16 protein-coding genes are annotated in these 12,393 nt (G+C 62.6%); 9 read left to right on the forward strand and 7 right to left on the reverse strand.

Annotated features, from left to right (window positions below):
- Positions 1–63: 63 nt before the first annotated feature.
- Complete coding sequence (locus MTR66_RS14755) at positions 64–984, forward strand: SDR family NAD(P)-dependent oxidoreductase (RefSeq protein WP_243922376.1); 921 nt, start codon at positions 64–66, stop codon at positions 982–984.
- A 33-nt stretch (positions 985–1,017) separates the two neighbouring features.
- Here the strand turns inward: MTR66_RS14755 and MTR66_RS14760 are convergent, their stop codons facing one another.
- Positions 1,018–3,453, reverse strand: coding sequence for an outer membrane protein assembly factor BamB family protein (locus tag MTR66_RS14760; protein WP_243922378.1), 2,436 nt, complete (start codon positions 3,451–3,453; stop codon positions 1,018–1,020).
- A gap of 211 nt (positions 3,454–3,664) precedes the next feature.
- Complete coding sequence (locus tag MTR66_RS14765; RefSeq protein ID WP_243922380.1) at positions 3,665–3,892, reverse strand: DUF2171 domain-containing protein; 228 nt, start codon at positions 3,890–3,892, stop codon at positions 3,665–3,667.
- A 203-nt stretch (positions 3,893–4,095) separates the two neighbouring features.
- On the opposite strand from MTR66_RS14765, the gene MTR66_RS14770 reads away from it, so the two are divergent.
- Positions 4,096–4,500 carry a PepSY domain-containing protein gene (locus tag MTR66_RS14770; protein WP_243922382.1) on the forward strand — a complete coding sequence of 135 codons (405 nt, stop codon included), beginning with the start codon at positions 4,096–4,098 and terminating at the stop codon, positions 4,498–4,500.
- 65 nt (positions 4,501–4,565) lie between these two features.
- On the opposite strand, the gene MTR66_RS14775 is transcribed toward MTR66_RS14770, so the two are convergent.
- Positions 4,566–4,808 (reverse strand): DUF2171 domain-containing protein, encoded by a 243-nt coding sequence (locus tag MTR66_RS14775; RefSeq protein WP_243922385.1) that lies wholly within the window; start codon positions 4,806–4,808, stop codon positions 4,566–4,568.
- Positions 4,809–5,109: 301 nt separating this feature from the next.
- Between MTR66_RS14775 and MTR66_RS14780 the strand changes: the two genes are divergently transcribed.
- The 7 genes from MTR66_RS14780 to MTR66_RS14810 all read left to right on the forward strand — a co-directional run bounded on the left by MTR66_RS14780 (position 5,110) and on the right by MTR66_RS14810 (position 9,873).
- Positions 5,110–6,165 (forward strand): ribonucleotide-diphosphate reductase subunit beta, encoded by a 1,056-nt coding sequence (locus MTR66_RS14780; RefSeq protein ID WP_243922387.1) that lies wholly within the window; start codon positions 5,110–5,112, stop codon positions 6,163–6,165.
- Between the two features lie 51 nt (positions 6,166–6,216).
- Positions 6,217–7,173, forward strand: coding sequence for a DNA cytosine methyltransferase (locus MTR66_RS14785; RefSeq protein ID WP_243922389.1), 957 nt, complete (start codon positions 6,217–6,219; stop codon positions 7,171–7,173).
- Complete coding sequence (locus MTR66_RS14790; protein WP_243922391.1) at positions 7,170–8,063, forward strand: NaeI family type II restriction endonuclease; 894 nt, start codon at positions 7,170–7,172, stop codon at positions 8,061–8,063. Before MTR66_RS14785 ends, MTR66_RS14790 begins: the two co-directional genes overlap by 4 nt.
- Before the next feature lie 9 nt (positions 8,064–8,072).
- On the forward strand, positions 8,073–8,480 hold the full coding sequence (locus MTR66_RS14795) for a very short patch repair endonuclease (RefSeq protein ID WP_243922393.1): 408 nt from the start codon (positions 8,073–8,075) through the stop codon (positions 8,478–8,480).
- 98 nt (positions 8,481–8,578) lie between these two features.
- Entirely contained in the window at positions 8,579–8,887 is a 309-nt protein-coding gene (locus tag MTR66_RS14800) for a hypothetical protein (protein ID WP_243922396.1), read from the forward strand.
- Positions 8,888–9,113: 226 nt separating this feature from the next.
- Complete coding sequence (locus MTR66_RS14805; RefSeq protein ID WP_243922398.1) at positions 9,114–9,323, forward strand: hypothetical protein; 210 nt, start codon at positions 9,114–9,116, stop codon at positions 9,321–9,323.
- Positions 9,324–9,441: 118 nt separating this feature from the next.
- Positions 9,442–9,873: an MAPEG family protein gene (locus tag MTR66_RS14810; RefSeq protein ID WP_243922400.1), complete on the forward strand. Its 432-nt coding sequence runs from the start codon at positions 9,442–9,444 to the stop codon at positions 9,871–9,873.
- 69 nt (positions 9,874–9,942) lie between these two features.
- On the opposite strand, the gene MTR66_RS14815 is transcribed toward MTR66_RS14810, so the two are convergent.
- The 4 genes from MTR66_RS14815 to MTR66_RS14830 all read right to left on the reverse strand — a co-directional run bounded on the left by MTR66_RS14815 (position 9,943) and on the right by MTR66_RS14830 (position 12,370).
- Positions 9,943–10,215 (reverse strand): hypothetical protein, encoded by a 273-nt coding sequence (locus MTR66_RS14815; RefSeq protein ID WP_243922402.1) that lies wholly within the window; start codon positions 10,213–10,215, stop codon positions 9,943–9,945.
- Positions 10,212–10,532, reverse strand: coding sequence for a hypothetical protein (locus MTR66_RS14820; protein ID WP_243922405.1), 321 nt, complete (start codon positions 10,530–10,532; stop codon positions 10,212–10,214). Before MTR66_RS14820 ends, MTR66_RS14815 begins: the two co-directional genes overlap by 4 nt.
- 574 nt (positions 10,533–11,106) lie before the next feature.
- Entirely contained in the window at positions 11,107–11,484 is a 378-nt protein-coding gene (locus MTR66_RS14825) for a DUF4870 family protein (protein WP_243922407.1), read from the reverse strand.
- 106 nt (positions 11,485–11,590) lie between these two features.
- A complete protein-coding gene (locus MTR66_RS14830) occupies positions 11,591–12,370 on the reverse strand; it encodes an SDR family NAD(P)-dependent oxidoreductase (protein ID WP_243922409.1) in 780 nt (259 codons plus the stop codon).
- Positions 12,371–12,393: the final 23 nt, after the last annotated feature.

Below are 12,393 nucleotides of genomic sequence, written 5' to 3' on the forward strand. Positions count from 1 at the left end.
GTCTCGACTTCGCTCGACACGAACGGTGGGGGTAGTGCTAAAATTTCACCGAGAGGACTCGCCATGCCCGACCTGCGTTTCGATAACCGCGTTGCCGTGATCACCGGCGGCGGGCGCGGGTTGGGCCGGGCTCATGCGCTGCTGTTGGCGGGGCGGGGGTGCAAGGTCGTGATCAACGATCCCGGCGTCTCGATGGCAGGCGATGCCACCGATGAAGGCCCCGCCGAAGCCCTTGCCGCCGAAATTCGCGGGCTGGGCGGAGAGGCCGTGGCCAACACCGATTCCGTCGCCACGCCCGAAGGCGGCAAGGCGATCGTTGGGGCTGCGCTCGATGCCTTTGGCCGCATCGACATCCTGATCCATTCGGCGGGGAATGTCCGGCGCGGCAGCTTGTGCGAACTGGCCTACGAGGATTTCACCGCCGTTCTCGATGTCCATCTGAAGGGCGCCTACCACGTCGTGCGCGAGGCGTTCCCGCACATGATGGCGCAAAACTACGGCCGCATCGTGCTCACCAGTTCGATCAACGGGCTCTACGGCAAGTCGGACAATGTCACGTACTCGCTGTGCAAGGCAGGTTTCATGGGCCTGTCCAACACCGCCGCGATCGAAGGGCAGCACAATAATGTGAAGTCCAACCTGATCGTGCCAGCGGCAGTGACGCGTATGTCCGACGGGATCGACACCAGCCAGTTCCCGCCAATGACGCCCGAACAGGTCGCGCCGATGGTGGGCTACTTGTGCCACGAGGACTGCGCCGCGAGCGGTGAGATGTACGTTGCCATGGGCGGCCGTCTCGCCCGCGCCTGGGTGGCGGAGAACGCAGGGGTGTACCGGCCCGAGTGGTCGCTGGAGGATGTGGCGGGCCAGATCGAGGCTATCCGCACGGGCGGAGAAGAACTGGCGTTCCCGCCTGTACCGGACGGCCAGCTCGCCCACTTGCTCCACGGCTTCGGGATGATCGGCAAGGCGCAGGAAGGCTGACGGGCACCTTGCCGGTATGAATTCCGGCCGGTATCAATGCGTGCCTGTCACCGGGAAGGTGCCGAACGGCCCGTTCGAGTTTTCGCCCTGCAGTTCACCGTCCTTCACTGTCAGGTCATAGGCGACGGTGATCGGCATGGGCATTGAGGCTTTGCCCTCGATCTTGATCCGCCCGTTCTTGAAAGCACCGGCGAGATCGACGCTGCCCTGCTCGGCCGTTGCCGTGCCAGTGACGACATGGCCGTTCACTTTCAGATCGAGCACGGCCTTCTGCGGTCCCATGGGGGACTGGATCACGATATTCCACTTGCCGGGAAAGTCTTGCGGTTTGGCGGTCGCGGCTTTTGCGGCCTTCAGCTTGTTCAGCATCGCTTTCTTCTCGGCCGGGGCCTGCTGCGCGCGGGTGCGCAGGTAGAAGCGCAGGTTCTCAAGATCGGTGCTGGATATCCCGGAGAAAGGCGGCATGCCGTTCATCTTGAGACCGCCTTCCTTCACGATCGCCCGGAAGGTTTGCGCGTCGGTGATGGCCGGCGAATAGCGCAAGTCCGGTGCCGCGCCGCCGCCCACCGCGTTCCAGCCGTGGCAGACGAGGCAGGCATTGCCGGCGAAGACCATGAACCCGGCCTGGCTGCGCTTGGCATCGGGCTGGTAATCCGGATCGGCAGGCGGTGTGGGCTCGGTGTAGGTGAAGGGGGGCAGGGTGTCCTTGCCGTCCAGCGTGAAGGTCAGCACCCGGCGCGGCAGGCGGTAATCGGTGTGATAGGGCACATTGGCGAGCGTCTGCATCCCCGCGCCCTGGCCGCCCGAGCCGGTAATCACGGTGACGTATTGCTTGCCGTTCATGCGATAGGTGATCGGCGCGCCGACAATCGGGCTGACGGCCTTGAACGACCAGAGTTCCTTGCCGGTCTTCGCATCGCGGGCGGCGAACTTGCCGTCGATCTGCCCTTCGAAGACGAGGCCGCCTGCCGTTGTCATGACCCCGCCGGGCCAGGAGCCGGGGAGTTTGACTCGCCACGCTTCGGTCTGCGTTACCGGGTCCCAGGCCTTGAGGAAGCTGCGGTGGCCGCCGGGCAGGTCCACTTCGGGGATCAGCGTCACGCCCATGCCGCGGGTGATCTCCCCGCCGCCTTCCATCCCGTCGCCGATCAGCGCGCCGTTCTCCAGCACCGGGATATAGACGAGGCCGGTATCCGGGCTGTAGGCTTGCGGCATCCACGAATGCGCGCCCGTCGGCCCGGGCCACAGCTCGAACATGCCGGGCTTGCCGTTGTAGCGGATGCCGGGGTTCTCGACGGGGCGGCCGGTCTTCATGCCGATGCGATCGGCCCAGGTCACTTTGGCGATCTTGCCCGGCGGATTCAGCAGTTCGCCGGTCTTGCGGTCGAGCACGTAGAAGAACCCGTTCTTCGGCGCCTGCATCAGCACCTTGCGTTCCTTGCCATCGATCTTGAGCGTGGCGAGCGTCATGTCGGTGGTAGCGGTGCAATCCCACTGCTCGCCGGGGCAGACCTGGTAGTGCCACTTGTATTCGCCGGTATCGGCATCGACGGCGACGATCGAGGCGAGGAACAGGTTATCGCCGCCGCCGGGGCTGCGCTTGTCCCGGTTGTAGGGAAAGCCGTTGCCCACGCCGATGTAGATCAGGCCCAGATCGGGATCGTAGCTGAAGGCGTTCCACGCCGTGCCGCCGCCGCCGCGCCGGGTGCCGTCTTCGTTCTTCCAGCCCGAAGGCCAGGTCTCGCGCATCACCGCTTCGGCCTGGCGGTTGGCGGGGGTCACTTCGTCGCCGGGTGTGGTGTAGAAGCGCCAGAGCCGCTTGCCGGTAGCCTCATCATAGGCAGTGACGAAGGCCCGCGCCGGGCTGATATCCGCGCCGCCGAAGCCGGTGATTACCTTGCCGCCGAACACGCGCGGCGCGCCGTTCGAGTTGCGCGGGGCATTGTCGGGATAGTCGTAGGTTTTCCAGTCTTCCTTGCCGGTTGCGGCGTCGAGCGAGATCACATAACCATCGGTGGTAACGAGGAAGACGTGGCCTTTGCCGTCCGGCGTCTTGTCGTAGGCGATGCCCTTGTTGCCCCAGGTCATCTGCAGCGAGGAGGTCGCGCGTTCGCGCGTGCCGCCGTCGTATTCCCACAGCAGCTTGCCGGTTTCGGCATAGAAGGCGCGGATGTGCGAATGGCCGCTGGTGATGAATACCTTGCCTTCAGCCATCAGCGGGGTGGAGGCGGTGTAGCCGGGTTCCAGATCGAAGTGCCAGGCGAGCTTGAGGCCGCTCACATTGTCCGCATCGATGGTGTCGAGCGGGGAGTAATGCGTTTCCGAACCGGTGCGGCCCCAGCTGGGCCATTCGTCGGGATCGGCGGTCATCAGCTTGGTGACGGGCTGGGCGGGACCGTGGCAGGCCGTGAGCGCCAGCGGCGCGATCAAGGCCAGGCTCCATGCGAACTTTGCCGGTCGTGCCGTCACGTAGTTTTCCTCCCGTCCGTTTCTTTGGCGCCGGACCTATCAGCCCGCCCGGCGGAAGGAAAGATGCTATCCATCATGGATCATATCGCCGCTGTGACGATCCCGTGCAGGGGCGTTCCCTTGCTCTCTTCGCCGATGCCGCACGCAAAAACCCCGGCCATCCGCTGGGGAGGCCGGGGCTTTGCTGCCGTCCGTGCGGCACAGCGGTGTGTTACAACGCCCCTGCGCCCATCGGGACCGGCGTGCCTTCCTTGAGATAGACACGGTTGTCGTCGATCTTCTCGACATTATCCAGGGCGACGTAATGGTGTGCGCCATCGGAGCTGTCGGAGCGGGTCAGTTTGATCTGATCATCCTTCACTTCATCGACAGTGCCGACGTGCTGTCCGCCGCTGGTGGCCACTTCCATGTGTTCGTGGATGCGGAGTTTCTCGAACATAAGTCGTTCTCCTTTCTACGTTCGCGTGGTGTGTACTGATTCAACGGGAGAGCCCGCCTGCCGTTCCGTCATTGGTCCCGGCTGAGCCACGGTTCGTGGAATTGAGCGCGATCATTGCATTTGCGACAATTTGCGGCTTGAGCGGGCAGCGGATATGCATTTGCATAACTTGCAATTACCCTCTTTCAGGAACAGGAACTCCCATGCGCAAATGGCATCGCTGGCTTTCGGTTTTCTTCGGTGTTTTCATGCTCTGGATCGCAGTGACCGGCGTTCTCAGCCAGGTCGCCGTGCTCTGGCCTGCGAGCGAGCCTGCGGGGGCTGCGCGCGCTGCCGCCCAGGCCGCGGCCACGCCGCCGCCCGGTTTCGAATGCCCCGAGGGCTGGCGCTGCATGCCGCCGCGCGGGAACAGGACCGGCATCCGTTCGATGGTGGGCCTGTTCCACCACTTGCATTCGGGGGAGACGTTCGGACCCATTGGTACGGTGATCTCCGTGCTCTCGGGCCTGGCGCTGATCTTCTTTTCGATCTCGGGGATCTGGCTCTACGTGCAGATGTGGCGCTTCCGCAAGAACCGCAAGCTGGCTCCGAGCTGGTTCTGGAAATAACTTCGGGCCGGGCCCCGTTCCCTCTCTTGCGGGAACGGGGCAATGGCTGAACGGGCGGCGCGGGCTTATGGCTGCGCGCCCAGCCCGAATGTCTCATCGCCGCGCCGCTGCAGCAGGACGCCTTCCTCGCCCACGCCATCCACCAGCGTGAGCGGGATCGAGTCTCCGCCTTCGAACAGCACTTCGCCGCCGTGCACACCGGCGACGAGGCCAATGCTGGATCCGTCCGGCGCGATCACGTTCATGCCCTTGCGGATGGTCCCGACCACTGTCGTCCAGACTTCCTCGCCCGGCTGCATCTGACTCATTGTCCGTCCTCCATGTGCCGGGGCCACGTGCCGCCGTCCTGCCGGAAAAACCCGGCACCGGCGGCGCGGTTCCCGGCGATTCGCGCATCATATTGCCTACCAGCCATTGCGTCCCCATATTCGGGGATACGCAAGATATATGTAATCATGGCTGTGGATTGGTTGCGCCAGATCACTCCTCTTGCGGTAAAATTTGGCTATCGTAGGCATTCCACGCCCCGGCAGGGACGTGCCGGAATTTCCGCCCGAGCGGCCAGAAACGCCGGGTTCCCAGACCGAATCGCACACCGGAGCCAGTCGCATGCCTCTTCTCGAAGCCCGCAATACCTACAAGCCCTTCGAATATCCCTGGGCCTACGACTTCTGGAAACGCCAGCAGCAGGTCCACTGGCTGCCCGAGGAAGTGCCGCTGGGCGAGGATTGCCGCGACTGGGCGCAGAAGATCTCCGAGCACGAACGCAACCTGCTCACCCAGATCTTCCGCTTCTTCACGCAGGCCGACGTGGAAGTGCAGGACTGCTACCACGAGAAATACGGCCGCGTGTTCAAGCCGACCGAGATCAAGATGATGCTCACGGCTTTCTCCAACATGGAGACGGTGCACATCGCGGCCTATTCGCACCTGCTCGACACCATCGGCATGCCCGAAAGCGAATATGGCGCCTTCCTCGAATACGAGGAACTGAAGGCCAAGCATGACTACATGCACACCTTCGGCGTCGATTCGGACGAGGACATTGCCCGCACGCTCGCCATGTTCGGCGGCTTCACCGAAGGCGTGCAGCTTTTCGCCAGCTTCGCGATGCTGATGAACTTCCCGCGCTTCAACAAGATGAAGGGCATGGGCCAGATCGTCACCTGGTCGATCCGCGACGAATCGCTGCACTGCGAAGGCATCATCAAGCTGTTCCACACCTTCGTGAAGGAACGCGGCTGCCTGACCAAGGCGGTGACGGAAGACATCATCGACTGCTGCCAGAAGACGGTGCGGCTTGAGGATAACTTCATCGATCTGGCCTTCGAGATGGGCCCGGTGCCGGGCATGAACGCCAAGGACATCAAGAAGTACATCCGCTACATTGCGGACTGGCGCCTCAGCCAGCTCGGCCTGCCCGCGATCTACATGGTAGAGGATCACCCGCTGCCTTGGCTGACCCCGCTGCTCAACGGCGTAGAGCACGCCAACTTCTTCGAGACCCGCGCGACCGAATATTCGAAGGGCGCCACCCGCGGCGACTGGAACACGGTGTGGGCCAACTTCGACCAGCGCCGCAAGGCTCAGGCCAACGACGTGGCCGAAACCGAAGACGATGGCACCGAGCCCGACATGTTCGGCGGAACGCAGGCGGCGGAGTGAGGTTGACCGGAACAATATAAGAACATACTGTGCTCCGAACAGGAGTGGTTCATGCAGTCTATTGAATTTTGTGCTGGCGCCGGCGGTCAGGCTCTGGGGCTTGAGCGGGCGGGGTTCGAGCACACGGCGCTTGTCGAAATCGAAAGCGATTTCTGCAAGACGCTGCGGCTCAACCGGCCGCAGTGGGATGTCCGCTGCGAAGATATGAACCACTTCGACGGCCGCCCTTTCCAAGGGGCTGATCTGTTTGCCGGCGGGCTGCCGTGCCCGCCTTTTTCCGTGGCGGGAAAGCAGCTTGGCGATCTGGACGAGCGCAATCTGTTCCCGGCGGCGATCCGTCTGATCGATGAGATCAAACCGCGGGCCGTGATGATCGAAAATGTGCGGGGCTTTTTGTCTCCGGTTTTCGAGGACTATCGCCTGCATCTCAAATCGGAGTTCAAAAAGCTCGGTTACACGGTGGACTGGCGTCTTTTGAATGCGTCGGATTTCGGCGTTCCGCAGCTTCGCCCCAGGGTGGTGATCGTGGCGCTGCAGAACGGTTTCGCGGATGGCTTCGATTGGCCCGAAGTCCATGCGCACAACCCGCCATCGGTGGGCCAGGTGCTCAAGGACATGATGGCCGCCAACGGATGGCTTGGCGCGGAGCGGTGGGCGGAGCAGGCGAACGACATCGCGCCGACAATTGTTGGCGGATCAAAGAAGCATGGCGGTCCCGACCTGGGGCCGACCCGGGCGAGAAAGGCCTGGGCGGCCATGGGCGTGGAGGGGCGCACAATTGCAGAAGAAGCGCCCGGCCCCGATTTTTGCGGCATGCCCCGGCTGACTGTGAACATGGTTGCCAGGCTGCAGGGATTTCCCGGCGACTGGCAGTTCCATGGCCGCAAGACGACGGCATACAGACAAGTGGGCAATGCTTTCCCGCCGCCTGTGGCCGGGGCCGTCGCCGAGAATTTGAAAGCGGCACTGGCGGCCCGGAAAGTGTTTCCCGTCAAGGCCGTTGCGTGAACCTGTTTCCGCATACGGGCTATCGCCCGTTGCCGGAGAGTCATCCGGACTTTGATGATCTGTCCAGCCTGGAGGCGGACCTTTTCGAAGCTGTAGGCGGGGCCGGGCAATTTCAGGAGAGATTGCGGTCCTTTTTCCGGTCGGCGATCGATGAAGTTATCGATACGGCCCGGACGGGGCGCTATTTTCTTTCCGATCTTGAGAAGACGGAAAAGACTTACCTGGGAACCAAGTTTGAAATTCTGCTGCGCGATTGGCTGCAGGTTCCTCACGGTCTCGTTCTCGACTTGCTGATCGGCGCGCGCGAAGTCGATGTGAAATCCACGACTGGCGGGCGGTCCGGCTGGATGATCCCTCCCGAGGCCGTGGATCAGCTGTGCATCCTCCTGCGCATGGATGAGGAGCAATCGGTCTGCGCGGTGGGATTGGTTCGTGCCCGGGAAGCCTATCTCAATGCCGGCCGGAATCGCGATGCCAAGGCGACCTTGTCCAGCGAGGGCCGGCATAACATCTGGTGGCTCGTTCAGGGTTTTGCCTACACTCCGAATTTCTGGACACTGATCGATGCCGGTCTCCGGGAGCGGATCATGCGCCATAACGGGGGAAGCAGAAGGCTGGCGGAACTCTTCGAACACTGCCTGGAAACGCCGGTATCCAGAGTGCTGATCGCAAGCATTGCGGCGCAGGACGATTTCATGAAACGTATCCGCCGGAACGGCGGAGCCCGGGATGTGCTGGCGCCCAAAGGGATTGCCCTTTTGTATTCTGGAACAGACCGCGAGCTGATGTTGCGGCTCGGGCTTACGTTCGGGTATCGTGAATTCCTCTCATACCGTCCGAAGAATGCGGAAGAGGCATCCTGGCTTCGGGAGGCAGGGCACATCGATTGACGGGCAAGGATGGACAAGCTTACGCCAGAGCGCCGAAGCGCGAATATGCGGGCTATCCGCAGCAAGAGCACCAAACCGGAAATGCTGGTGCGCCGGCTGGTCCATTCACTGGGGTATCGCTACAGGCTCCACCGCAAGGATTTGCCAGGCAAACCCGATCTCGTTTTCGCCGGAAAGCGTAAGGTTCTGTTCGTGCATGGCTGCTTTTGGCATCAGCACCCCGATTGCCGCGAAGGCCGGATACCCCGCACCCGGCAGGACTATTGGGTGCCCAAACTCGCAGCGAATGTCCGGCGGGACCGTCAGCATCAAGAGGCGTTGACGACTGCGGGCTGGGAGGTGCTGACTGTCTGGGAATGTGAGACACGGGACATCGCCACTCTTACGCAGCGCCTGCAGGACTTTCTCGCATCTTGAGCAGTGGCAGGCGGACGCGGCTGGCCTCTTTTCGGAACCTCTCCCGCAACGTGGGCGTTGTGCTGGCGTAGCCGAACCCGCTTTCGGGAGAACCGAATATGACCGCAAAGATCCTGCTTCCCGTTTTCGCTGCCGCCCTTTCCGCGGCCGCGCCCGCAATGGCCGGTCCCGATGTCGTGACTGTCCGCAACATCTCGCATGTCGAACTGTCTGCAGGCGTGCCGATCGTCGATGAGCGGGGGATGCCGATCGGCACGGTCAAGAAAGTGGCAGGTAACACGATCGTTCTGACCGATGGTACCACCGACTACGACGTGCCGGTTACCGAGCTTTACGCCTATACGCAGGATGGCGCTGACCGCTTTGCCAGCCGCCTGCCAAAGTCCGCGCTGCGCCAGGCGGGGTGAGGCATACCGGCGGCAGTCTGGAAACTTTCCGGTATTGTTCAGGCAGGCAACGCTGCACGCATAGTAACTTTTCCGCTACAAAGCACCGGATTATAGTCATGCCCTGAAAATATAGGGCGCGCATCTTGTGAAATGCAGAATTTTCGGGACTCGGCTCCCGTTTGTTACTTGTTTCCTCTCGTGAATGTGCCGAATTCTGCAACAACGTCTCGAAGGAGAGTGCGCTATGGCCGATTCCGCTCCGACAGGCCGGGCCAAGTGGTTCTGGATCATCATCATTTTGCTGCTGCTCGTGGTTCTCGTGGTCTGGCTGTGGAAGCCGTCGGGCTCCACCGACGGCGTCGTGGCGGCGCCGGAACCGACAGGGCAATCGACGGACTGGGCGGTAGAGCCGGATGGGCCTAGCGTGCCGGTCACGGTGCCGACGGCCCTTTAAAACCTGGGCAGGATCGCTCCGCCGCTAGAAGCTTCTCAGCTTTCGGTGGCGGGCTTGCTGCCTTGCGCGGTCTTGGGCATTCTCCGGGCCAGAGAGTCAAACGGGGGAGACCAAGACCGTGCCTGCCACCAACCAGACGCTAGTCCTGTTGCCGATGCTGGCCGTTGCCGCGCTAACATTCGTGGCCTTCTTCAAGATGGCCATGGCGCGCGCCGCAGCCGTGAAGGCGGGGCACGATCCGGCGTTCTACCGCGCCCACCTCGGCACGCCGGAGCCGGAGGCGGCCACGGCGGCCGCGCGCCACTGGGACAATCTGTTCGAACTGCCGACGCTGTTCTACGCCGGCTGCATTACCGCGTTCGTGCTTGGCGCGGTGGGTATATGGACGCTGGTTTTCGCTTGGGGTTTTGCCCTGTGCCGCCTGGTCCAGAGCGCCATCCACATGACTTCCAACGCGCCGAGCCCGCGCGCATTGGCCTTTTCGCTGGGGGTGATGTTCATGCTGGCGCTGTGGATCAACGTGGCGATTGCGATCTTCACGGCGCTCTAGGGCTGACTGCCGCTCCGCTCTAGTGTGGTGGAAACGAAGTTCACATCACAAGGGCTGCGAAGATCCGTGCTAGATCCGTTCCATCGCTTCGACGGCGTCCTTTGATGCCTTGAGGCCCATGCCGGTCGCGGCGTGCAGCAGTTTGATCGCCTCGATCTTGCGTCCGGCCGCAACCGCGCATTCGATTTCGCTGCGCAGGGCGGGGCCGACATCGGCGAAAGAGCGCCCGGCGGGCGAGCCGGACAGGCTGCGGGCCGCAACCGTGCTGCGCCCGGCGATCCAGCCCAGAACGAACACGGCGGCGGTGGCGAGCAGGATCAGCGGCCAGCTTACGCTTATCACTTGCCCGTCTCCCGTGCCTTGATGCCTCTGATCTGCGCAAGGTCTCCCTTGAGAACGTCAAGCGCGTCCTGTTCCTTCTGGCTGAGATCTTTGAGGTCGAGATGGCGGATCAGCACTTCCAGCGCATCGGCAATGTGACCGATCTGTTTACCGTAGCTGCCGACTTCGTCGAGAATGGCGCGCTCGGTTTCAGGGTGCTTGGTTTCACCGATGTTGACATTGATCAGGCCGACCTGGCCGGTGTCCAGATTCCACGTCCAGGGATTGATCGCCTGCCACAGCCTGTCCGGTGCCAGCTGGAACTGAAAGGGCCGCATGCGCGCTGGGGGAGTTGCCGTGTCAGATGACATTGCAGTCCTCCCGCTGCGGGGCTGGAGCGGTGGTGCGATACCGGACGCGAGAGGGAACGAACGAACGCTTGCGCCCCATCTTCGTTCTGCCTTTCCGGTTCGGGGCTGACTTTGCCCGTCGAACCGCCGTCCCTGGGGGGGGTGGAGGGACGGCGGCCGGCACAGCGCGGGGCTGTACCTACGACGGAGCAAATGCCGAGCCTGACAGCAGGACCCGAAGTGCTTTCGGCGATCCGTCTGTCTGACTCTGTGAAACTGGTGAGCAAACGCGGCTGCGTTGAACTCTTGCTGTAAAATCAAGTAAAACGTAAATCGCGTCAATACTAATAACGATTGCCGTGATGCTTTTAAAATACACAATCGCTGTTAGGTTTATTGTAAAATAGCGACATAGAAAACACAGTATCTATACTCAGTTAGTATAGTTAACTACCTGTATGGCCTGTGTTTTCATTTTTGCGTAAAACGGCAAGCGCACGCGCAGCAGGCCCGTGCGGCCTTGCTGACCGTCAGGTAAGTGCTGTTCGCCGCGGGATAGGTGTCAGATGGTCCAGGACCCGGGATTGGGCATCGGCTGGTGCTTTTGCGCATTGAGCAGGGCGAGCACGCTGCGCACGATCACCAGTATCGCCACGGCCGCCATCAGCAGGAAGCCGACCAGCACGATCATCAGTAGCATCCCGGCAATCGTGCCCACAAGCGCGATCCAGAAGCTGTTGATATGGTACTGGTAATGCGAGATTTCCCAGTCCGCCTTGGGCTCGCCGCGCCAGATGAAGGCGAGCACGGCGCCGATGATCCCGGTTAGTCCGCCGGTTATCCAGGATGCCAGGTAGAGCAGGCTGATCACGGTCGGGTTGTTGAATTCGAACCCCGATGCGGGAGCCGGGGTCGAGGGCTTGCGGTCGGGATCGTCCATGGCGTGCCTCCTTGCCGGCCGGTGAGCGGCCACGGCCAATGCTGCCTGCTTTGCCGTCCGGGTGCAAGCGTCCTTGCGGACAGGCAGGGGAGTGTTGCAGGGCGGGTTAGGCGAGGGCTTTCATGCTTTGCGCCATTCCCGCCAGAGCATCGCGGCGGGGCATGGCGCGCAGGCGCTCGAACATTTCAAGATAGTGGGCGTGGGGAAAACAGGCCGGCCCCTCGCGCATGTTTTCCAGGGCCAGGCGCACGACGTCCGCAGCCGGTTGCAGATGGGCGATGCCTTCCATCTTGGCGGTAGCCTCGCTTTCGGTGGCACCGGGGCAAAGGGTCAGCACATCGACGCCCGTGCCCTGCATTTCCCCCCAGAGCGCTTCGCCCAGCGAGATGACGAGCGCCTTGGTGGCCGAATAGGCTGCCGAATAGGGGCAGCCGATCAGCCCCTCGATTGAGGCGGTGAAGACGATGCCGCCTTTCCCGCGCGCTTTCAGGCGGGGAAGGAAGCCGTGGGCGAGCTGCATCGGCGCATGGCAATTGACAGTCAGCATCCTGCCCATGGCGGCCGCGTCCGTGGTTTCGTAAGCGCCTTTGACATTGAAACCGGCATTGCTGACGACAAGGCCGATATCGTCCCCGGCAGTGGCGGCCAGAAGGCGTCCCGGCGCGGCGGGATCGGACAAGTCGGCGCCGATCACGCGGGTGCGCACGCCGCAGGAACTCAGCAGCCGCTGCGCCAGCGCGTCGAGATGATCGGTGCGCCGCGCGGTCAGCACCAGATCGAACCCGCGCGCCGCCAGTTCCTCGGCGAATGCCAGGCCGATCCCGGAGGAAGCGCCTGTCACCAGGGCGGTGGGGCCGTAGGTCTGGCGGAATTCCTCTGGCTTCATGGTGCTCTCCCTTGTTCTGGCCC

Origin of the sequence: Novosphingobium beihaiense (assembly GCF_022832375.1) — a bacterium.
Taxonomy (GTDB): domain Bacteria; phylum Pseudomonadota; class Alphaproteobacteria; order Sphingomonadales; family Sphingomonadaceae; genus Novosphingobium; species Novosphingobium beihaiensis.

Bases quoted from the DNA above. Each gene is read 5' to 3' on its own strand.
- MTR66_RS14755 (WP_243922376.1), top strand. From the start codon at position 64: ATGCCCGACCTGCGTTTCGATAACCGCGTTGCCGTGATCACCGGCGGC.
- MTR66_RS14765 (WP_243922380.1), bottom strand. From the start codon at position 3,892: ATGTTCGAGAAACTCCGCATCCACGAACACATGGAAGTGGCCACCAGC.
- MTR66_RS14770 (WP_243922382.1), top strand. From the start codon at position 4,096: ATGCGCAAATGGCATCGCTGGCTTTCGGTTTTCTTCGGTGTTTTCATG.
- MTR66_RS14775 (WP_243922385.1), bottom strand. From the start codon at position 4,808: ATGAGTCAGATGCAGCCGGGCGAGGAAGTCTGGACGACAGTGGTCGGG.
- MTR66_RS14780 (WP_243922387.1), top strand. From the start codon at position 5,110: ATGCCTCTTCTCGAAGCCCGCAATACCTACAAGCCCTTCGAATATCCC.
- MTR66_RS14785 (WP_243922389.1), top strand. From the start codon at position 6,217: ATGCAGTCTATTGAATTTTGTGCTGGCGCCGGCGGTCAGGCTCTGGGG.
- MTR66_RS14795 (WP_243922393.1), top strand. From the start codon at position 8,073: ATGGACAAGCTTACGCCAGAGCGCCGAAGCGCGAATATGCGGGCTATC.
- MTR66_RS14800 (WP_243922396.1), top strand. From the start codon at position 8,579: ATGACCGCAAAGATCCTGCTTCCCGTTTTCGCTGCCGCCCTTTCCGCG.
- MTR66_RS14805 (WP_243922398.1), top strand. From the start codon at position 9,114: ATGGCCGATTCCGCTCCGACAGGCCGGGCCAAGTGGTTCTGGATCATC.
- MTR66_RS14820 (WP_243922405.1), bottom strand. From the start codon at position 10,532: ATGCGGCCCTTTCAGTTCCAGCTGGCACCGGACAGGCTGTGGCAGGCG.
- MTR66_RS14825 (WP_243922407.1), bottom strand. From the start codon at position 11,484: ATGGACGATCCCGACCGCAAGCCCTCGACCCCGGCTCCCGCATCGGGG.
- MTR66_RS14830 (WP_243922409.1), bottom strand. From the start codon at position 12,370: ATGAAGCCAGAGGAATTCCGCCAGACCTACGGCCCCACCGCCCTGGTG.